The 19,922-nt window shown below is 71.8% G+C and carries 21 protein-coding genes; 6 read left to right on the forward strand and 15 right to left on the reverse strand.

Features of this window, described 5'->3' with window-relative positions; genetic code table 11:
- Positions 1-73: 73 nt before the first annotated feature.
- From A3Q37_RS08365 to A3Q37_RS08380, 4 genes are all read right to left on the reverse strand, one after another.
- The gene (locus A3Q37_RS08365) at positions 74-301 is read right to left on the reverse strand and encodes a hypothetical protein (protein ID WP_065479994.1); all 228 of its coding nucleotides are present in this window, start codon (positions 299-301) and stop codon (positions 74-76) included.
- Between the two features lie 65 nt (positions 302-366).
- Positions 367-861 carry a hypothetical protein gene (locus A3Q37_RS08370; protein ID WP_065480002.1) on the reverse strand — a complete coding sequence of 165 codons (495 nt, stop codon included), beginning with the start codon at positions 859-861 and terminating at the stop codon, positions 367-369.
- Between the two features lie 33 nt (positions 862-894).
- Positions 895-1,413 carry an SRPBCC family protein gene (locus A3Q37_RS08375; protein WP_065480007.1) on the reverse strand — a complete coding sequence of 173 codons (519 nt, stop codon included), beginning with the start codon at positions 1,411-1,413 and terminating at the stop codon, positions 895-897.
- A gap of 232 nt (positions 1,414-1,645) precedes the next feature.
- Positions 1,646-2,305: an NADPH-dependent F420 reductase gene (locus tag A3Q37_RS08380; RefSeq protein ID WP_065480011.1), complete on the reverse strand. Its 660-nt coding sequence runs from the start codon at positions 2,303-2,305 to the stop codon at positions 1,646-1,648.
- 349 nt (positions 2,306-2,654) lie between these two features.
- On the opposite strand from A3Q37_RS08380, the gene ctaD reads away from it, so the two are divergent.
- Positions 2,655-4,331 carry a cytochrome c oxidase subunit I gene (gene ctaD / locus A3Q37_RS08385; protein ID WP_107471509.1) on the forward strand — a complete coding sequence of 559 codons (1,677 nt, stop codon included), beginning with the start codon at positions 2,655-2,657 and terminating at the stop codon, positions 4,329-4,331.
- A gap of 41 nt (positions 4,332-4,372) precedes the next feature.
- Positions 4,373-4,714, forward strand: a complete 342-nt coding sequence (locus tag A3Q37_RS08390) for a hypothetical protein (protein ID WP_065480017.1) — start codon at positions 4,373-4,375, stop codon at positions 4,712-4,714.
- Positions 4,715-4,819: 105 nt separating this feature from the next.
- On the opposite strand, the gene A3Q37_RS08395 is transcribed toward A3Q37_RS08390, so the two are convergent.
- The 6 genes from A3Q37_RS08395 to A3Q37_RS08420 form a co-directional block, all read right to left on the reverse strand.
- Entirely contained in the window at positions 4,820-5,197 is a 378-nt protein-coding gene (locus tag A3Q37_RS08395) for a VOC family protein (protein ID WP_065480022.1), read from the reverse strand.
- Positions 5,198-5,245: 48 nt separating this feature from the next.
- Positions 5,246-6,850, reverse strand: coding sequence for a sigma-70 family RNA polymerase sigma factor (locus tag A3Q37_RS08400; protein ID WP_065480025.1), 1,605 nt, complete (start codon positions 6,848-6,850; stop codon positions 5,246-5,248).
- 275 nt (positions 6,851-7,125) lie between these two features.
- Positions 7,126-7,320, reverse strand: coding sequence for an antitoxin (locus A3Q37_RS08405; protein WP_065480030.1), 195 nt, complete (start codon positions 7,318-7,320; stop codon positions 7,126-7,128).
- A gap of 287 nt (positions 7,321-7,607) precedes the next feature.
- Positions 7,608-8,633, reverse strand: coding sequence for an MASE1 domain-containing protein (locus A3Q37_RS08410; protein ID WP_176711374.1), 1,026 nt, complete (start codon positions 8,631-8,633; stop codon positions 7,608-7,610).
- Between the two features lie 63 nt (positions 8,634-8,696).
- Entirely contained in the window at positions 8,697-9,530 is an 834-nt protein-coding gene (locus A3Q37_RS08415; RefSeq protein ID WP_065480037.1) for a PP2C family protein-serine/threonine phosphatase, read from the reverse strand.
- An 88-nt stretch (positions 9,531-9,618) separates the two neighbouring features.
- The gene (locus A3Q37_RS08420) at positions 9,619-10,239 is read right to left on the reverse strand and encodes a DinB family protein (RefSeq protein ID WP_065480040.1); all 621 of its coding nucleotides are present in this window, start codon (positions 10,237-10,239) and stop codon (positions 9,619-9,621) included.
- Between the two features lie 177 nt (positions 10,240-10,416).
- Between A3Q37_RS08420 and A3Q37_RS08425 the strand changes: the two genes are divergently transcribed.
- From A3Q37_RS08425 to A3Q37_RS08435, 3 genes are all read left to right on the forward strand, one after another.
- Positions 10,417-10,686, forward strand: coding sequence for a hypothetical protein (locus tag A3Q37_RS08425; protein WP_006129434.1), 270 nt, complete (start codon positions 10,417-10,419; stop codon positions 10,684-10,686).
- Positions 10,687-10,781: 95 nt separating this feature from the next.
- On the forward strand, positions 10,782-12,284 hold the full coding sequence (gene mptB / locus A3Q37_RS08430) for a polyprenol phosphomannose-dependent alpha 1,6 mannosyltransferase MptB (RefSeq protein WP_065480045.1): 1,503 nt from the start codon (positions 10,782-10,784) through the stop codon (positions 12,282-12,284).
- Between the two features lie 310 nt (positions 12,285-12,594).
- Positions 12,595-14,268, forward strand: a complete 1,674-nt coding sequence (locus A3Q37_RS08435; RefSeq protein WP_065480048.1) for an ABC-F family ATP-binding cassette domain-containing protein — start codon at positions 12,595-12,597, stop codon at positions 14,266-14,268.
- Here the strand turns inward: A3Q37_RS08435 and A3Q37_RS08440 are convergent.
- The 5 genes from A3Q37_RS08440 to A3Q37_RS08460 all read right to left on the reverse strand — a co-directional run bounded on the left by A3Q37_RS08440 (position 14,253) and on the right by A3Q37_RS08460 (position 18,374).
- Positions 14,253-14,477: a hypothetical protein gene (locus tag A3Q37_RS08440; protein WP_065480053.1), complete on the reverse strand. Its 225-nt coding sequence runs from the start codon at positions 14,475-14,477 to the stop codon at positions 14,253-14,255. The genes A3Q37_RS08435 and A3Q37_RS08440 overlap by 16 nt on opposite strands.
- A gap of 138 nt (positions 14,478-14,615) precedes the next feature.
- Positions 14,616-15,248, reverse strand: coding sequence for a hypothetical protein (locus A3Q37_RS08445; RefSeq protein ID WP_065480057.1), 633 nt, complete (start codon positions 15,246-15,248; stop codon positions 14,616-14,618).
- Between the two features lie 28 nt (positions 15,249-15,276).
- Entirely contained in the window at positions 15,277-15,897 is a 621-nt protein-coding gene (locus A3Q37_RS08450) for an L-threonylcarbamoyladenylate synthase (RefSeq protein WP_065480061.1), read from the reverse strand.
- 126 nt (positions 15,898-16,023) lie between these two features.
- Complete coding sequence (locus A3Q37_RS08455; protein ID WP_065480064.1) at positions 16,024-17,040, reverse strand: hemolysin family protein; 1,017 nt, start codon at positions 17,038-17,040, stop codon at positions 16,024-16,026.
- Positions 17,037-18,374 carry a hemolysin family protein gene (locus tag A3Q37_RS08460; protein WP_065480067.1) on the reverse strand — a complete coding sequence of 446 codons (1,338 nt, stop codon included), beginning with the start codon at positions 18,372-18,374 and terminating at the stop codon, positions 17,037-17,039. The genes A3Q37_RS08455 and A3Q37_RS08460 overlap by 4 nt, the downstream gene beginning before the upstream one ends.
- A gap of 379 nt (positions 18,375-18,753) precedes the next feature.
- Between A3Q37_RS08460 and A3Q37_RS08465 the strand changes: the two genes are divergently transcribed.
- Positions 18,754-19,734, forward strand: coding sequence for a sporulation protein (locus tag A3Q37_RS08465; RefSeq protein WP_065480069.1), 981 nt, complete (start codon positions 18,754-18,756; stop codon positions 19,732-19,734).
- Positions 19,735-19,922 lie beyond the last annotated feature (188 nt).

The following is a 19,922-nucleotide window of genomic DNA, read 5'->3' on the forward strand; positions in this document are numbered from 1 at the left end:
GCGGACGCTGCCCGTGGCGCCCGGCGCAAGCCTGCCCGCCGGGCACTATCCGTCGCCGCCGGAAGGCCGGGCGCTATCTGTCGCTGCCGGACAGGCTCGGCTGCAAGGCCCGGACGAGCGCGAACAGTCGGTCCTCGTTGCCCGTCAGCCCCGCGCTGCGCAGGGCCTGGTCGGCCTCCCGCATCGGAGAGGTGAGCAGCGGCAGGTAGACCGGTGCGTCCTCGGGGTCCGCGAGCGCTGCCCGGGTGGCCTCCAGCAGGCGGACGTACGCCTGCGCCGCGGCGAGTTCGTCGCTGTCCATCTCAGCATCTCCTCCTCAGAGCTGTCGGACCGTCAAGCATCTCTCATGGGTCTGACAACACCGCCTCACGACCGGGCGCGCCCGCCGGACAACCCGCCCGGCGGCTCCACCTCCAGGTAGCGCCGTCTGCGCGGCCCCCGGTAGAGCAGCACGGTCCAGCCCAGCTCCCGCAAGGCCGACGCGCAGCCGGCCAGCGCCTCCTCCTCGTCGTGCGCGGCGCCGCTGCCGGGCGGCCCGGTCCACTCCACCCGGACCGAACCCGCCGACTCCCCGTCGCTCACCCGGTATCCGGCCGACACACGGCGCCCCGACGGGTCGACGGCCGAAGGCGCCGCGCCCGACCTCTCCAACGCCAGCGCGACCGCCCGCACCGGACGGTTCAGCTCCCACGGAGCCGGCGCGCCCTCGGGGTCGGGCCGCCCCGTCCCGGTGAGCCGACGGATCTGTAGCAGCCCCTCGAACGCGGTCCGCACCGAAGCGGCCCGTGCCGCCGCGGGCTCGGCAAGCGGCGGTCCGTCGCCGGTCGCCGGCTCGAATCCGGTGCTCTCCTCGGTGCCCATCCGCCCCCTCGTGTGACGCGGCCGCCTGACCGGTCAGCTTCCGGTTCCCCGCACATCCGCCTCCAGCGCCGCCTTGAGGCGCTTCAGCGTCGTACGGATGTTGCCGGCCTGGAACTGCGCGAAGGTCTTGCCGCCCGTCGCCACGCGGTCGAAGGCGTTGGCGAGAAGGTCCGGCCAGCGGCGGCGGTCGTCGGTCCAGGTCTCCGTGACCCGGGTTCTTCCGTCCACCGCCTCGAAACGGTACTCCCACGTGGCGATCGGCCCCGGGAGCAGCGGGCGCCGCAGACCGATCGCGTGCACCCGGAAGGCGAAGCGCTCGCCGGGATCGGCCGCCGTCACCGTGCACCGGGTCGTCCAGCGTGCCGGGCCACGCTTGTTCCGGCCCTCGAAGACCATGCCGACGTACGCGTCGCGCCGATCGCCCCGCACGGTCGCGCCTCGGTTCTCCGGGCTCCAACGCCCCATCGCCGTGGGGTCGCTGAGCTGCGCGTAGACCAGTGCCGGGGAGGCGTCGACGATGATGCTGTCCGCTACGGACATGGTGCGGGACATGACGTGACTCCTTGTTCACGGCCGTCGACGGACCACGCCCGGGCGCCGGACGGACCGTGGAGCCGGCATCCCGGAGCCCACACCTTACTCACGGGTAGATTCACGTCGTAAGGGCGCGGTCCGATGGGCGGCCGACGATCCGGCCGGGCGAGTACCCCCGTTTCCCGCCCGGCCGGAGTCTTCGCCCAGCCAGCCGCCCGACACGTGGTGTCGGGCGGCGGAACGTCCGGTGTCAGGCGCGGAACTCCGCCGGACGCTCCGGCGACGCCTCCGCGAGCGCCTTCACGACGGCGTCGGCGTCACCCCGGTTGCCGTACACCGGTGTGCCGGGCTGCTGGCGCCACGAGTCGTCCAGACCGCCGCTGTCGACCGTGTCGAAGCCCAGCGCGTCGATCAGGTCGCGCACCGTCCGCTTGGCCGCCGGGTCGTCGCCCGCCACCGGGAGCACCAGCCGGTCCGCGGCGCCCTGCGGGCGGGCCCGGTCCAGGATGTCCTGGGCGTAGGTGCCGTTGAACGCCTTGATGACGGGGTGGCCGATCTGCTGCTCCGTCCACCGGCTCTCGGGCAGCCCGTCCTCGATGGCGGCGATGCGGCCGTCACGCTGCTGCGGGTAGTAGTTGCCCGTGTCGATGACCGCGACGCCCTCCGCCGCGCCGTCGAGGAAACCGGCGGGCAGATCGGGCACGGCCTTCAACGGCACGGTGACCACGACCACCTGGGCGCCCTTCGCGGCCTCCGCCGCGGTCACCGGCTTCGCCCCGGTTTCCTCGGCGAGGGCGGTGAGCGTCTGCGGGCCGCGGGAGTTGGCGACCGAGACCTCGTGCCCGAGGGCGGCCAGACGCCGTGTCAGATTGCCGCCGATGTTGCCCGCGCCGATGATGCCGATCTTCATGGATCAGACCTTCCGTAGCTTGCCCGGTGGAGAGGAGTGCGTTCTGTCGCTTCACCAACTCCGGCCCCGGAGGAGCTATTCCGTTCTCCGCGAAGGAATATCCGATCGGCTCCCGGGCGTTGATATCCGCTTCGCGTTGCGCCGACCGAGGCCGGAGCGTGCGCCGTAGGCCATTTGAGTGTCCTTGTCGGCCGCTCACGCCGGACGGGGAAGGATGTCCCACCGCACCGATCGCCGCGGGTCCATTCTGGTCGCCGAGTCCACACGGGCCGTCGACCGAAGGAGCGTCGTAGTGACGACGAGGGGCATCTCGCAATCGGTGGAGACCGATACCGCCGAAGAGGACGAAATGCCGGTACGGAGCGGAGAACCCGGCAACGTGGTCATCAAGTGGATGACCACGACGGACCACAAGACGATCGGTACGCTCTACCTCGTCACCTCCTTCGCGTTCTTCTGCGTGGGAGGGATCCTGGCCCTGGTGATGCGGGCCGAGCTGGCCCGGCCCGGTATCCAGCTGATTTCGAACGAGCAGTTCAACCAGGCGTTCACGATGCACGGCACGATCATGCTGCTGATGTTCGCGACGCCGCTGTTCGCGGGATTCGCGAACTGGATCATGCCGCTTCAGATCGGCGCGCCCGACGTGGCGTTCCCGCGGCTCAACATGTTCGCGTACTGGCTCTATCTCTTCGGCTCGCTCATCGTGGTGGCGGGCTTTCTCACCCCGCAGGGCGCGGCGGACTTCGGCTGGTTCGCCTATGCCCCGCTCAACGACGCGGTCCGTTCGCCGGGTATCGGCGCCGACATGTGGATCATGGGTCTGGCTTTCTCCGGCTTCGGCACGATCCTCGGTTCGGTCAACTTCATCACCACGATCATCTGCATGCGCGCCCCCGGCATGACGATGTTCCGCATGCCGATCTTCACCTGGAACGTCCTGCTGACCGGTGTTCTGGTCCTGCTGGCCTTCCCGGTCCTGGCCGCGGCCCTGTTGGTGCTGGAGGCCGACCGTAAATTCGGCGCCCATGTCTTCGACCCGGCCAACGGCGGCGCCCTGCTGTGGCAGCACCTGTTCTGGTTCTTCGGCCACCCCGAGGTCTACATCATCGCCCTGCCGTTCTTCGGCATCGTCACCGAGATCTTCCCGGTCTTCAGCCGCAAACCGGTCTTCGGTTACATCGGACTGATCGCGGCCACCATCGCCATCGCCGGGCTGTCCGCGACCGTATGGGCGCACCACATGTTCGTCACGGGCGGGGTGCTGCTGCCGTTCTTCTCCTTCATGACGTTCCTCATCGCCGTGCCGACAGGCGTGAAGTTCTTCAACTGGATCGGCACGATGTGGAAAGGGTCGCTGTCCCTGGAGACCCCGATGCTGTGGGCCGTCGGGTTTCTGGTCACCTTCCTGTTCGGCGGTCTGACCGGGATCATCCTCGCCTCACCGCCCCTGGACTTCCATGTCTCCGACTCGTACTTCGTCGTCGCCCACTTCCACTACGTGGTGTTCGGCACCGTGGTGTTCGCGATGTTCGCCGGATTCCATTTCTGGTGGCCGAAGTTCACCGGGAAGATGCTGGACGAACGGCTCGGGAAGATGACGTTCTGGACGCTCTTCGTCGGATTCCACGGCACGTTCCTCGTTCAGCACTGGCTCGGTGCCGAAGGCATGCCCCGCCGTTACGCGGACTATCTCGAAGCCGACGGATTCACCGCGCTGAACACCATCTCCACCATTTCCTCGTTCCTGCTCGGCCTGTCTCTCCTGCCGTTCTTCTACAACGTCTGGAAGACCGCGAGGTACGGCAAGAAGATCGAGGTCGACGACCCGTGGGGGTACGGCCGTTCGCTGGAGTGGGCGACCTCCTGCCCGCCGCCGCGGCACAACTTCGTCACGCTGCCGCGGATCCGTTCCGAATCCCCGGCGTTCGACCTGCACCACCCGGCGGTCCGCTCCCTGGAGGAAGCCACCAACCGCCCCGGCGACTCCAGGACCGTCGCCCCGGGGGACCCGCACGAGCGGTGACGCCGGCCCCGGGCCTGACGGAGCGACGGAGAGGAGGACGGATGGAACCCGACAAGGACAGCGCCAGGGGCCTGGCGCAACTGGAGGGCTTTCTGCTGTGGAACGCCGAGGTCGAACGGGCACGACGGCAGGCACGCCGCTTCACCGACCAGTTGCCCTGGCTGACCACGGCGCAGCGTGAGGACGTCGAGCGGGTGTTCATCACCGAACGCGTCGCCGTCGCGCGGGAGTCGCTCACCCGCATCCGCGACCGCGCGGACGAACTGCGCGAGGAGTACAGCGGGCGCTACGCACGGCTCCGGGCCCGCTGCGTCGCCGTCTCGGTCGGTGCGGTGGGCGCGGTGACCTGCCTCGGTACGGCGGTGACCCTGGCCATCCGCTGACCCCGCGAGGCACCACCGCCCCACCGCGCCCCGGAGCTCCCCGGTGCGGCCGGTCACCCGGCCGCACCGCACGGGCCCGGGGCGCAGAAGCGGAACCGGAAGCGGTCAGTGGCGTACCAGGCAGAAGGGATGCCCGGCAGGGTCGGCGTACACACGCCAGCCGCGCGCCTCGTCCCCGGCGTCGAGCAGGGAGGCCCCGGCCGCCAGGACCTCCTCGTGCGCCCGTTCCTGGTCGGTCACGCCGAAGTCCAGGTGGAACTGCTGCGGCGGCTCCTGGCCCGGCCAGTTCGGCGGCCGGTGGCCCGCCACCCGCTGAAAGGCGAGGACGAGCCCGCCGGGCGTGTGCAGCGTGGACCACTCTGCGTCGCACCCCCACCGCCGGTCCGGACGGTCGACCTCGCCCCCCAGCAACGACGCGTAGAAAGCGGCCAGTTCCCTCGGGTCCGGGCAGTCCAGGACCACGCACTCCAGTTCAGCGATCATGACCGCATCGTAGGCATCCGCCGCGTGCGCCGCCCGCGTCGCGCCGGCTCAGCGGGCCCCGAACACCTGCGTCCACACCGGACCGCCGCCGGAGTCCACCTTCCCCATGCCGATCTCCTTGAACGAGCAGTTGAGGATGTTCGCACGGTGCCCCGGGCTGTCCATCCAGGCCTGCATCACATCGGCCGGCGTCCGCTGACCCTTGGCGATGTTCTCGCCGTACGTCGACCACCGGTATCCGGCCGCGGTGATCCGGTCGCCCGGGTCCCTGCCGTCCTGCGAGGTGTGGGAGAAGTAGTCCTGGGCCGCCATGTCGGCGGAGTGCCGCTGCGCGGCCGTGTTGAGCAGGCTGTTGACGGACACCGATCCGCAGCCCTCCTTGGAGCGCTCGGCGTTGACCAGCTCGGCGACCTGCTCGGCCATCCCCGACGGTGCGGGCGGCGCGGGCGTGGGCGGGGCCGGCTTCGGAGCCGGGGCGGCGGAGCTGGGCGCGGGCGGCGGCGTCGTGCTCTTCTTCGGCTTCGGCTTGGGCTTCGGCTTGCGCGACGGGCTCGGAGACTCCGAGGGGCTGGGGGACTCGGACGCCGTGGGGGAGGGGGACGGCGTCGGGACGGTCGACGTGGGCAGTTCCGTACGGGGGGCCGGGGCGTCGGCCGTGACGGTCGTCGCGTCCCGGTCGTCGCCATCGGTGTAGAGGTGCACCGCCGCGCCGCCCGTGCCCAGCGCCGCGACCGCCACGACAGCGGCGACGGCCGAGTTACGGCGGCGCCGCCGGGCCTGTAGCCGTCTGCGCTCGGCGCGGCCCGCCCCGGCGCCGTCGGCGCCCGGAGCGGGGGCCTGGAGGTGCGCCGCCGTGGCGAGCAGCTCGGGAGCGGCACCCGCCCCCGCCGCCGCGGCCACCGGAACGAGCGCCAGACCCACCAGCAGCCCCTCGGCGGGCACCAGCCCCGAGCCATGACCCGAGCACACCGTGCACTCGCGGGCATGGCGGGCCAGCCGCTTGCGCCACAGGGCGGAGGGGACGCCGTCCCAGCCGGCCGTGATGTCCTCCAGCAGCACGCACGGCGGCTCGGCCGCCAGCGCGCCCACCACGACCCGCGCCGCCTCCAGCTGGGCCTTCATCCGCTGCACCCGTACGGCGGTGTGCTGCGGGGTGAGTTCGAGAGCGGCGGCGACCTCGGCGCGGGACAGATGCCCGGCGGTCTCCAGCCACCACAGCGACAGCAGGGCGCGGTCGTCCTCGTCCAGCCAGCGCGTCGCCTCCGCCACCTGCCGCCGCTGACCGGTCAGGCCGAGCTCCAGGATCGTCACCTCGACGAAGTCCGCGCGGGGATCCGGCAGGTCGTACGCGGCGTCCAGCCGGTCCGCCGGTATCGCGCCCGCCTGCTTCTCGCGCCAGTGCGCGCGTATCTCGTTCATGGCTATCGCCACCAGCCAGGAACGGAAGCGCTCCGGGTCGCGCAGTTCGGGCAGGGACCGAAGCATGCGCAGCACCGTCTCCTGCACCACGTCGTCCACGTCCGCATGACCGTCCAGCGCACGTCCGACGACGTTGTACAGCAGCGGCAGGTACGCCGAGACGAGCTGGTCCTTGGCCCGCTGATCGCCGCCCTGCGCGGCCGCGATCAAGACCGTCGGGTGATCCTTGCCCATGCTGTGCTCACTCTTCCGGGGTCCGGTGCTGTCACTTCCCACACTCGGGAGATGGGGTGAGGGCGGGACGATAACAAGAATCCGGCGAGCAACCCCGGAAACCTTCGCCGCGGACCTCCGCAGCCCGGACCCGGCAGGCCCGTTTCGCCACCGTGCGCGGCGGCCCGGGCACACTCCGCGCACCGGTCCACGTCACGGAAGGTGATCCATGACACGGACCGGTGCGCGGGTCGGGCGGCGGCCGGACATCGGCCGCCCGGTCACGGTGGACCGGTTCAGGTGCGGTGCGGCCCGTCCTGGTCGCGGTCCGAGCCCAGCTGCTGCTTGAGCTTGTCCTGGGCGGTGTCGACGTGGCCCTTGTACTTGCCGTGCGTACGGTCGTCGACCATGTCGCCTGCCTTGTCGATGCCCTTGCCGGCCTGGTCCTCGTGGCCCTTGAGCATCTTCTTGATCTTGTCCATCGCGGACATACGTCCTCCTCGTCGACGGTGCGCCCCCACACATCAAGGGTCACCGCACCGGGCGCTGCCCGCATCTGCGCCGGGACACCGCGAGCCCCGGACCGACGGACCGGGTGCCCGCGGGACGTGTGAAGCCGCGCCGACTGGGCACATACCGGTTGACCAGGAGGAGGTGGTGGCATTGGGCCGCATCCGAGTCGTCGTCCGTCGTCCCCCGCCCCCTTCGGGGCCGCCGCCGCTCGATCTGCGCACCCCGTCCGGCCGCCCCCTGCCGTACTGACCACGGATCGTCCGCGTTACGGATCATCCGGGTGCGGGCCGCCGTCGAGCGGGCCGTGCCGCCGCGGTCTGTCCTCGTACCGTCCCGGGTCCGGCCCCGACAGCGGCGCGAGCTGCTCCACCAGGGCCTCCAGCTCCTCGACGGCGTACTCCGTCTCCCGGCGGATGTTCTGGTGCTCCGCCACGATGGCCCCGAGCAGCAGCGCGGTCAGCGCGACGCATCCGTTCAGCAGCGACAGGTTGGCCATGATCTGCATCAGGCTGTGCCCGGCGAACGGCCCCAGCGCGTCCGTACCGGCGAGGATGGCGAGCACCGAGACGACCAGGGCGCACGGTGCGCTGCCCGGCAGCTGGAAACGCAGGGCGGACCAGATGATCACCGGGAACACCAGATAGACCATCGACAGCGAGCTGTGCGTGGCGATCCACGACGACACGAACACGACGACCGCGAGGATCGACGCCTCCAGCCACCGGTCGCTCCGGCGTGGCCACCGCGCCCTGCGCAGGACCAGCAGGACAGGGGTGACGACCAGGACGCCCATCGCGTCCCCCGCCCACCAGGACGACCAGACCAGCCAGAACCGCCCCGGCGGAACCTTGTCGTCGAGCAGCAGGGTGAAACTCCCGATGGTGGCGCTGATCAGCATCCCCGCGAACGCGCCGAGGAAGACCAGACAGACCCCGTCCCGCAGCCGGACCAGCTCATTGCGGAAACCGACCTTCCGCAGCAGGGCGTACGCGGCCAGCGGGGCGACCGTGTTGCCGAACATGATGGCCAGACGGCTCACCGTGAACGCGTCGCCGATCTCGGTGACCGTGACCAGCGTGCCCAGCGCGATGCCCGGCCAGACGCGGACGCCCAGGCACAGCAGCGCTGCCAGGGCGATACCGGTGGGCGGCCACAGCGGAGTGACGACCGCGCCGTCGATGACGACCTGGCGCATCAGCCCGACCCGCCCCACCAGGTAGTAGGCGCCCGCGACGCCCAGGATCTGCGCCACGTACACGGCCCGACGTCTGGCTTCCTTGCTGCGGATCACACCACTCATCAGACACCGACCGCGGGGGCAGTCGGCAGGTGACACGCGCGGTACGGTCCGCCGTCACCGCCCTCCGCGGCGGGCGGCGGCATGGCGCAGGACCAGGACGGCGGCATCGTCCTCGTGCCCCGTCACCTCCGCCGCGCCCAGGACCTCGTCGGCCAGTTGCGCCGCGCTCACCGAGGCGTGCGCGGCGACCAGCTGCCGGACCCGCTCCAGGCCGTCCTCGATCACCAGCGACGGTCCCTCGACGACCCCGTCGGTGAGCAGCACGATCGCCCCGTCGCATTCGAGGGTGTGCCGGGTGACGGGATAGCCCTCGCCGGGCTCGATGCCCAGCGGCATGCCGCCCGGGTCCTCCGTGACGCCGGACCGGCCCCCCGTGGTCGCCCACACGGACGCCACGTGCCCGGCCCGGGCGCTGTGCAGCTCCCAGGTCGTCGGGTCCAGCCGCAGGAACGTACAGGTCGCGAACAGCCCCGAGTCCACGGACACCAGCAGATCGTTCGTCCGGCCCAGGATCTCGCCCGGATCGGACGCCGTGCCCGCGATGGCCCGCATCGCGATCCGGACCTGGCCCATGAAGGCGGCCGCCTCGACGTCATGACCCTGTACGTCGCCGACGGCGAAGCCGAGCGCCCCGTCCGCGAGGGGGAAACCGTCGTACCAGTCGCCGCCGATGTCCAGGCCGTGGCGGGCGGGCGCGTAGCGGGCCGCGGACTGAAGACCGGGGAGCGTGGGCAGGGCCGCCGGAAGCATGTCCCGCTGGAGGGCCTGCGCGAGTTCCACCCTGGCCTGGTGGAACTCCACCTCGCGCCGAGCGCGCGCGGTGAGGTCCTGCAAGGTGTTGAGCAGGTCCTCGGCGCTGGCTGAGCGGGAAGTCCGACGCCGGTTCATGTGCCGCTCCGCGGTGCGTTAAGTCCCTGAATCATATGGCGGGCCACCCCGGGCGGCGACTGCGGCGACGCCTGCGGTGGCGCTCGGCTCAGGACGGGCGCGAGCGGTACAGATCGCGGAGCAGGCAGATCTCGGCGCCGTGGTGCAGCACCTCCTGGTTGACCCACCAGACGACATCGACAAAGGGATCCTCGGCGTCGCTGCCGTTCGGATACGCGCTGTACCCGACGGTGTCCAGGGCCGCGTCGTCCGCGGTGAGCAGGGCCTCGCGCCAGGCTGCGGACGCGGCCTCGAAGGCGGCGACCGCCCCGGCGGCGTCCCCGGGCGTGCGGTAGCCCTCGCGGGTGAGCGACCTGCTGCCGTGGGTGTGGTCGGCGCGGAGGGTGAGCATCTCGGAGAGATGGCTCAGACGCCACGCGGTCGTGGTGAACGGCGGGGGAAACGGATGCGGGAAGTCCGCCGCGTCCCGTCCCCAGTCACCGGCTCCGGCCAGCGCGGTCGCCCGCGCCCCGGGCCCGTCGCCGCGACGGCGTACGGACCAGCAGTCGGGCACGGGTTCCCAGAGGTACTCGTCGTCGCCGAGCGGGGTGACGCCGATGTCGATGCCGTTGCCGCTGTCCATGACAGGACCGGCCAGGCGGGCGAGAAGCCGCTCGCAGGCGAAGTCGAACTGCTCCAGCAGGGGGATCAGGCGCGGTGGGATGGTCACCGGTGGAGCGTGTCACAGCCGCAGGACGGTCGCGCGTTCTTTTCCGGCGGCGGCCCAGCGGTTCTGGCCCGGCGGCCCGTCGGCCCCTGGCCCGGACCCGGACGGCCTGCCGTCCGACGGTGGCCGGATGGACGCTCGTACCGAGCCGTTGTCAGTGCTCGGTGGGATGCTGCCCGCATGGACGAGCTGATGAGGCAGCGACGGGTGTACGGCACCGACCACGACGACCCCCGCCCGGGACCGAGGCCGGGGCACGACTACCGCGAGCTGGTCGGCGGCCCGCTGGACGGGCTGCTGCTCGACGTCACGGGCTGGGACGAGGCGGACCTGCGCGACGGCGTCGGGCTGGTCACCGAGATCGGCGCCTACGGCCCCGGCGGACGCGCCGAGTACGGGCCGCGGTCGCCGGACAGCCACCAGTGGGACTGGCGCGGTGACGTGAGGTGACGAAGGCCGGGTGACGCCCAAGCCCCTCTCCGGCCTTCCCACGAGCCGGGGGAGGGCTGCCGGCCGGTCCCGGCCGTCCGATAGGTTGGCCGGTCATGTGGGCTTTGAGCGCGGTCGGGTACCGGCGGCTGGGTGCGGTGGGATCCCTGGCGGTCGTCGGCGGCGGCTGGTTCGCCGGGAAGCTGCCGGTCCACGACCCCTGGGGCCTGTGGACCGACCACGGGTCCGCCACGAAGGCGGTGGCGGCCGCCCTCGCCTACATCGGGCTGACCGTGCTCGTCGTGGCCTGGTGGCAGTACGGCAAGACCGCCTCCACCGCCCGCGACACCCTCGTCACGCTGGCCTGGTGGACGGCCCCGTTCCTGCTCGCGCCCCCGCTCTACAGCGCCGACGTCTACAGCTACATCGCCCAGGGCTCGATGGTCGTCGAAGGGCACGACGTCTACACCGTCGGCCCCTCCGCCCTGGACCCCGGCGGCATCGGCGGCGACGCCGCCGCGAGCGTCGGCAACCACTGGCGCGACACCCCCGCCCCCTACGGGCCGCTCTTCCTGCTGATCTCCGCCGCCGTCGCCTGGACCACCGGCGGCACGATCGTCCCCGCCGTCCTGGCGATGCGCCTCGTCGCGCTCGCCTCGCTCGCCCTGATCGTCTGGTCCCTGCGCCGCCTGGCGCGCGAACACGGCCGCAGCGAGAGCCGCGCCCTGTGGCTGGGAGCCCTCAACCCGCTGCTGCTGATCCATGTCGTCGGCGGCGTGCACAACGACGGGCTGATGATCGGCCTGATGCTCGCCGGTTTCGTCCTCGCTCTGCGCGGAAAGTGGATCGCGGGCAGCGCGCTGGTCGGACTCGCCATGATGGTGAAGTCGCCGGCGGCCGTGTCGCTGCTGTTCATCGGGGTCCTCGTGCACGCCGCCGCGACGGGGCCCGAGTGGCGCCGCTGGGCCAAGGGGCTTCTCGCGCCCGGCCTGATCGCCTGCGCGGTCGCCGGAGGGGCCACGCTGGTCAGCGGCACCGGGTTCGGCTGGCTCGACACCCAGGGCGTCGCCGCGAACATCCACACCGCGCTCTCCGTCACCAGCGACCTCGGCCTCGGACTGGGCGAGCTGGCCCACCTGCTGCTCGACGTCGACGCGGAACCGGTCAAGTCCGCCGTCCAGACACTGGGCCTGGCCGTCGCACTCGGCCTGATCCTCGTTCTGGCCCGGCGAGCGATGCGCGGCACCGTCACGCCCGCCCACGCCCTCGGCCTCTCGCTGCTCGTGCTGGTCGCGCTTTCGCCCATGGTCCAGCCCTGGTACCTGCTGTGGGGCATGGCCGTCGCCGCCGCGACCGCACCGTACGGCCGTCTCTCCGCCGTCCTGATCGTGCTCTCGGCGGCCCTGGTGTACGAGACGCACCCCATGGGGGCCACCCCGCCCTACGGGTTCGCCCTCGCCGGTCTCGCCGTCGTCCTCGGCACCCTCGCGATCCGCCGGACCCCCGTCGTGCCTCCGGGCGTTCGGCTGCCCCGCCGGCGTACCCCCGAGGACGCGACGGAGCACCAGGACACCTCTGCTTCCCCGGCTCCGGCCACGGCTCCGCAGAGCGCTCCGTAAACAAATCCCCTCGACGCCTTGCAAGATCCTCCGTTACGCTGAGCGGGTCCTGTTGTCTCCGATAGAGGTGGACGTTGCGCATCTGAGGTCCGCGATCATCGCGCGGTACGGCCCTGGCCCGTACACGGTCACGACGTTGTCGGCATGTCTGCCGCCCGTGACTTCCGCGTGGATGCGACCTCGGTGCTGAGCCGTCCCTCACCTTCGCAGGACTGTTCCTCCCACCGCCTTCCGGCCCCCGGGCCGGGTCGCCGCGTGCTGTTCGCATACGAAGCCCCCTTGTTCCTCCGCTTCCGACTGCGAGAACCCCATGAGCCATCCCACCGCGCCCGGCGCCTCCGTCGCCGCCTCCGGCCTCACCTTCCAGTGGCCCGACGGCACGAACCTCTTCGACGGGCTCTCCCTCACCGTCCCCCGGGGCCGCACCGGACTTGCCGGGGCCAACGGCGCCGGCAAGTCGACCCTCCTGCGCCTGTTCGCCGGACTCCTGCGTCCCGCGTCGGGGTCCGTCACCATCGGCGGCAACCTCGCCTACCTGCCGCAGAACATCACCCTGGACACCGGCCTCCGCGTCGACGCCGCCCTCGGTATCGCCGAGCGGCGGGCCGCCCTGCGCGCCATCGAGTCCGGCGACGTACGGGAGGAGCACTTCGAGACCGTCGGCGACGACTGGGACGTCGAGGAACGCGCGCTCGCCACCCTCGGCTCGCTCGGGCTCGGCGGCGTCGAACTGGACCGCACCGTCGGGCAGTTGTCCGGCGGGGAGACCGTCCTGCTGCGTCTGGCCGCGCTGCTCCTGGAACGCCCGGACGTCCTCCTTCTCGACGAACCGACCAACAACCTGGACCTGTTCGCCCGACGCCGGCTCTACGACGCCGTCGACTCCTGGCGCACCGGAATCCTGATCGTCGTCAGCCACGACCGGGACCTGCTGGAGCGCGTCGACCGCATCGCCGAACTCCGGTCGGGCTCGGTCAGCTGGTACGGGGGCGGCTGGTCCGCGTACCAGGAAGCCCTCGCCACCCAGCAGGAAGCCGCCGGACGGATGCTGCGCGCCGCCGACGCCGACATACGCCGTCAGCAGCGCGAGCTGGAGGAGACCCGGATCAAGGTGGCCCGCCGCCAGCGCCACGACAAGAAGCTGGACGGGCAGCGGAAGGCCCCGCGCATCGTCGCGGGGGAGCGCAAACGTTCGGCCCAGGAGTCCGGGGACCGGCTGCGCGGACTGCACGAGGACCGCCTCGACGAGGCCCGGGAGCGCAGGGAGGAAGCCGCCGAAGCCATTCGCCGCGACGCCGAGATCAAGGTGAGCCTGCCCCACACCGCGGTCCCCGCGGGCCGCACCGTCCTGACCGTACGGGACCTGAGCCTCCCCTACGGGCGGCTGCGCGAGGGCAGCCTCCAGGTGCGGGGACCCGAGCGCATCGCCCTGATCGGCCGCAACGGGGCCGGCAAGACCACCTTCCTGCGCACACTCACCGGGGAGCTGGCGCCGAGCACCGGAGAGGCCACGGCGACGGTGCCGTTGAAATTCCTCCCGCAGCGGCTCGACGTCCTCGACGACGCCCTGAGCGTCGCCGACAACGTCGCCCGCACCGCCCCGGGGACCACCGACAACCAGATCCGCTCCCAGCTCGCCCGGTTCCTCTTCAAGGGGGCCCGTGCCGAGCAGACGGCGGGCACGCTCTCGGGCGGCGAACGCTTCCGGGCCGCGCTCGCGGCGACGATGCTGGCCGCCCCGGCCCCGCAGCTGCTTCTGCTGGACGAGCCGACGAACAACCTCGATCTGGCCGGCGTGCGCCAGCTGACGAGCGCCCTGGAGGCATACGAAGGCGCGCTGCTCATCGCCAGCCACGACCTGCCGTTCCTGGAATCCGTGGGCATCACCCGGTGGATTTTCCTGGACGACGAGCTGCGGGAGACCGACGCCGACGAGATCCGCGAACTGTTCGGGAGCCCGGAGTCCACTCAGGCCGCTTCGTAGCTGTGGGCCCGCCCGCCCCGCCACTCCACCCAGACCGGGTTGTCGAGGATCCGGTCCGCTTCTTCGAGGCCGGCCTCGCTCAGGAACACGATCACGTCGTGGTCGCTGTGGGCCAGCCCGAGTATCTCGTCCCGGCCTTCGTAGTGCACGGTCACCCGGCGGCCGCCCGAGGGGGTCGGCCGGTGGATGACGATCGGGGGATTTGCCATGGCTCCACCCTGCGACGCGCCCCGCACCCTCGCATCCCCGGCCGGACCTCTCCGCGAGCGGTCCGACGACGGCTCGACGACGGGCCGGCGACGGCCCGGAAAAGGCCCCCGCACCGCCCGCTGGGCCCGCGGGGGCCCTCACCGCCCGGCGGCCGCGAGTTCCACCGTTGTGGTGACGCGGACCAGGGAAGGGCCGCGCGGGGCGGAGCCGAACCCGAAGGCGACCGGCGGATCGAGCGGGGCGAGCGCACCCAGGCTCACCCCGTCCAGCACGGCGTCGGCGGCCACGACGGGCCGCAGTCCCCGCGCGCCGTACCACTCGCGCCGTCCCGGGCCCGCACGGCCCAGGGTGCGTACGCCGGGCATCAGCAGCCGGGCCGGTACGTCGCACAGCGCGGCCCACACCGGGCTGCGGGCGAACGGGGCCGGAACGGCGGACAGCAGCAGACCGAGGGCCGACCGGCGTCCGGTCCGCAGCCGCAGACGCAGCGGACCCGCCTCGACCAGCCAGGCGGAGTCCCCGGCCGGGGCGACGGCGGTGACGGACACGGGCACCACCTCGATCCGGTCGAAGCGGTAGGTGGCGGCGACGAAGTCCGCGATCCGCCGGGACGGGGCCAGCAGGACCCGTTCGCCGTCGGGATGCTCGACCATGACGTCGCTGAACGCCCCGAACGGCGAGCGCGGCCAGTGCCCGACCACCAGCCGGGTGCCCGAGGAGGTCCCCACACCGGCGATCCAGCCGTCGAACCGCAGTCGCTCACCCGTCATGACCGACAGTCTGCCCGGCCGCCCCGGATCACTCGAAGCGGGACGGGTCCCCGGCTCCGCGGCGTACGATCTCGGGCTCGTCGCCGGAGAAGTCGATCACCGTGGTCGGCTCGGTGCCGCAGTCGCCCGAGTCGATGACGGCGTCCACCTCGTGGTCGAGCCGCTCCTTGATCTCCCAGCCCTGCGTCAGCGGCTCCTCCTCGTCCGGCAGGAGCAGGGTGCTGGAGAGCAGCGGCTCGCCGAGCTCCGAGACCAGCGCCTGGGTGACGACGTGGTCGGGGATGCGCACGCCGACCGTCTTCTTCTTCGGGTGCAGCAGCTGACGGGGGACCTCCTTCGTCGCGGGAAGGATGAAGGTGTAGCTGCCGGGTGTCGCCGCCTTGACCGCACGGAACACGTCGTTGTCCACGCGGACGAACTGCGCCAGCTGCGCGAAGTCGTGGCACACCAGCGTGAAGTGATGCCGGTCGTCGAGATTCCGGATCGACCTGATCCGGTCGATGGCGTCGCGGTTGCCCAACTGGCAGCCCAGGGCGTAGCACGAGTCGGTCGGGTACGCGACGAGCGCACCGGAGCGGATGCTGTCGACCACCGTGCCGATGGTGCGGGGCTGGGGGTTTGCGGGGTGCACGTCGAAGTACTTGGCCATTCGCCGAGCTTACGCGTTCGGGCCGGGCCGGGAGAGCCCTGTGCGGAGAAGCGTGAGAGGCGGCCCGTCGCGCGACGGGCCGCCTCTTCTTCCGCTTCGTACACCGGTGTTCGGCGCCGGGCCCGGTCAGACCGCGGCGGCCCCCACCAGCTCGTCCAGGACGTCCTCCATGGTCACGAAGCCGATGACCGTGCCCTTGCCCCCGGTCACCGCCGCGAGGTGCGTACCGGCGGCACGCATCGCGGTGAGGGTGTCGTCGAGCGGGGTGTCGATCTCGACCCGGATGACGGGGTGGAGGGCGGACGTCGGCAGCGCCTTGGTGCGCTCCGCGACGCCGAGGGCGTCCTTGATGTGGAAGTAGCCCAGCAGCCCGTCGTCGGGGCCGGTGACCGGCAGCCGGGAGAAGCCCGAGGCGACCGCGGCCCGCTCCAGACCCTGCGGGGTGATGCCCAGGTCGACGGTGACGGTCCGGTTCAGCGGGACCATCACCTCGCCGACCGGCCGGGTCCCCAGCTCCAGCGCGTCCCGCAGCCGCTCGCCGTCGGCCGGGGCCAGCAGCCCGGCTTCGCTGGAGTCCTTCACCAGACGTACGAGCTCGTCGTCGGTGAACACCGAGGCGACCTCGTTCTTGGGCTCCACCTTGAGCAGCCGCAGCAGCATGTTGGCGAAGGCGTTGATGCCGAAGATGACCGGGCGCAGCGCCCGGGTCAGGGCCACCAGGGACGGCCCCAGTGCCAGGGCGGTGGCGACGGGGGCGGCCAGCGCGATGTTCTTCGGGATCATCTCGCCGATGAGCATGTGCAGATACGTCGCCAGCGTCAGCGCGATCACGAACGCGATCGGGTGGACCAGCGCGTCGGGCACGCCGACCGCGTCGAACGGCGGCTCCAGCAGATGGGCGATGGCCGGTTCCGCGACGGCGCCCAGCACCAGCGAGGAGATGGTGATGCCGAGCTGCGCGGTGGCCATGGCGGCCGACAGGTGTTCGAGCCCCCACAGGGTGCTCTTCGCCCGGCGGCTGCCCCGTACGGCCTGCGGCTCGATCTGGCTGCGGCGGACCGAGATGAGCGCGAACTCCGCGCCCACGAAGAACGCGTTGGTGAGGAGGGTGAGCGCGCCGATGGCGAGCTGTACGGCGGTCATCGGGCGTCCTCCTCCACAAGGGCCGGCGCCGGCGCGGGCGCGGTGATCCGGACCCGGTCGGCCCGGTGGTGCTCGATGTCGAGCACGTCGAACTGCCAGCCGTCGACCTCCACCCGGTCCGCGCGGACCGGGATGCGGGCCAGCTGGTTGGCGAGCAGGCCGGCGAGCGTCTCGTACGGGCCTTCCGGCGCGGTGAACCCGATCCGGTCGAGCTGGTCGAGACGGATGCTGCCCTCGGCCGCCCAGACCTGGCGGCCGTCGCCGAGCGGCTCGGCCGGTGCGAGGTCGGGGCGCTCATGGGGGTCGTGCTCGTCGCGGACCTCGCCGACGACCTCCTCCACGATGTCCTCGACGGTGGCGACCCCCGCGGTACCGCCGTACTCGTCGATCACCACGGCCATCGTCCGGTGCTTGCGCAACTGCGCCAGCAGCCGGTCGACGGGCAGCGAGTCGGGGACGAGGAGCGGCTCGGTGGCGAGCTTCGTGACCGGGGTCCGGGGCCGCTCCGACTCGTCCAGGGCGAGGACGTCGCGGATGTGGACCGTGCCGATGACCTCGTCCAGGCTGTCCCGGTAGACCGGGAAGCGGGACAGGCCGGTGGCCAGCGTGAGGTTGGCGGCGTCGGTCGCGGTGGCGTGCGCTTCCAGCGCCCGGACGTCGACGCGCGGCGTCATGACGTTCTCGGCGGACAGCTCGGCCAGGTGCAGGGTCCGGACGAACAGCTCGGCCGAGTCCTGCTCGATGGCGCCCTCGCGGGCGGAGTGCTGGGCGAGCGCGATCAGCTCCTGCGGCGTACGGGCGGAGGCCAGCTCCTCGGCCGGCTCCAGGCCCAGCCGCCGCACGAAGCGGTTCGCGGTGTTGTTGAGGTGCCGGATCAGCGGGCCGAAAGCCGCCGTGAACGCCCGCTGCGGGGTCGAGACGACCTTGGCGACCGTGAGCGGGCTGGAGATCGCCCAGTTCTTCGGGACCAGCTCGCCGACGACCATGAGCACCACGGTGGACACGGCCACACCGAGAAGCGTGGCGACCGTGGACACGGCGCCGGACGGCAGCCCGACGGCCTCCAGCGGGCCACGCAGCAGCACCGCGAGGGACGGCTCGGCCAGCATGCCGATGACCAGGGAGGTCACGGTGATGCCGAGCTGGGCGCCGGAGAGCTGGAAGGTGAGCCGCTTGGCCGCCTTGAGGGCGCTCTCGGCGCCGCGCTCACCGGCCTTCGCGGCGCGTTCGAGCTCGCTCCGCTCGATGGTCGTGAGCGAGAACTCCGCCGCGACGAACACCGCACAGGCAAGTGTCAGCGCGAGGGCGAGAAGAAGAAGGACCACTTCGCTCACCGTGTCACCTCCGTCCCCTGGTGCGTGGGGTCAGGGATGACACGGTTCGTACTGGGAGGCTCACCCATTGCGGTGCCGTAGCTCCTTCTCTGTTCGGGCCGTCGGGATCGACGGTGGGGGACGGGTGTGAAACCCGCCTGATAGATAGTAAAGGGAACGCAAAGCTATGGGGAGTGGCGGGTGTCACACAGAGTGCCGCCGGGGAGCAAGTGCCTCGCGGTGGGTGACGGGGTGCGGGGAAGTTTACCGCGATCTTGATGGCCGAAACTGTGCGTAGCGGTCGTGGGCTTGGGAAATCCTTTACCTCCCGGGAGCCTCTGCCCGGCGAGGTGGCTCACGCCCCTCGATCGCCCATCCACAGAAGGAGCGGACGCCGCACATGGTGTCCAAGAAGTTGCTCGGAGCCCTCGGGGTCGGTGGCCCCTCGGTCGACACCGTTCTGCAACCCGGCCCGGCCCTGCCCGGTGGTCTCCTCTCCGGAGAGGTCCGCCTGCGGGGCGGCGGGTCGGACGTGACGGTCGACCGGATCTCCCTTCTCCTCGTCGCCCGGGTCGAGAGGGAGGGCCAGGAGGGAGAGGACGAGGCCACGGTCGTCCTCGAACGCTTCACCGTCGGCGGCGGGTTCCGGCTGGCCGAGGAGGCCGACCATATGGTGCCGTTCACCGTCACGCTGCCGTGGGAGACGCCGATCACCGAACTCCACGGCCAGCACCTCGGCCCCGTGCTCGGCATCCGGACGGAGCTGGAGATCGCGGGGGCGCGCGACAAGGGCGACCTCGACGCGCTCGCGGTGGGACCGCTGCCCGCGCAGGAAGCGATCCTGGAGGCCTTCGGCCAGCTCGGATACGTGTTCAGGTCCGCGGACCTGGAGCTCGGCCACATCCGCGGAACGGGCCAGCAGCTGCCCTGCTACCAGGAGATCGAGATCCTCCCGCCGGCCGGCCACGCCCACGCCGTGAACGAGATCGAGGTGACCTTCATCGCCGCACCGGGCGGCCTGGAGGTCGTCATCGAGGCGGACAAGCGCGCCGATCTCTTCACCGAGGGGCACGACACGGTTCACCGCTTCACCGCATCCCACCACGCGGCCCCCCAGACCGACTGGAACGCCCAGGTCGACGCCTGGCTGAAGGAGGTCGTCGCCGGCCACGAGGCCCATGCGGCGCCGCCCTCGTACGGTGACGACCACGGCGACCGGCACCGCTCGGGCCCGGGTGCCGGCGCGGTGGTGGCGGGCGTCGCGGCGGGCGTGGCCGTGGGCGTTGTCGGCGGCATGGTCGCGGCCGAGGTCGTCGACGAGATCGGTGACGCCTTCGAGGGCGAAGACGACGAGGACGCGGGAGGCGACGACGAGGGCTGACCGCAGAGGCCCCGGTCCATCGGGGCCTCCGCGCCCTCACCGTGTTCTGCGGTGGTCGTAGGAGATCGTGAGCCACGGCACCACCAGCCCCGACCGGAAGAGGATCTGCGGCCAGGAGCGGTCGGTCCACGGGACCTGGGTGATGAGCAGGGCGCACAGCGTCGTGAAGGACGCCTGACCGACGACGA

Source organism: Streptomyces sp. PTY087I2 (assembly GCF_001687325.1).
In the GTDB taxonomy this organism is placed as follows: domain Bacteria; phylum Actinomycetota; class Actinomycetes; order Streptomycetales; family Streptomycetaceae; genus Streptomyces.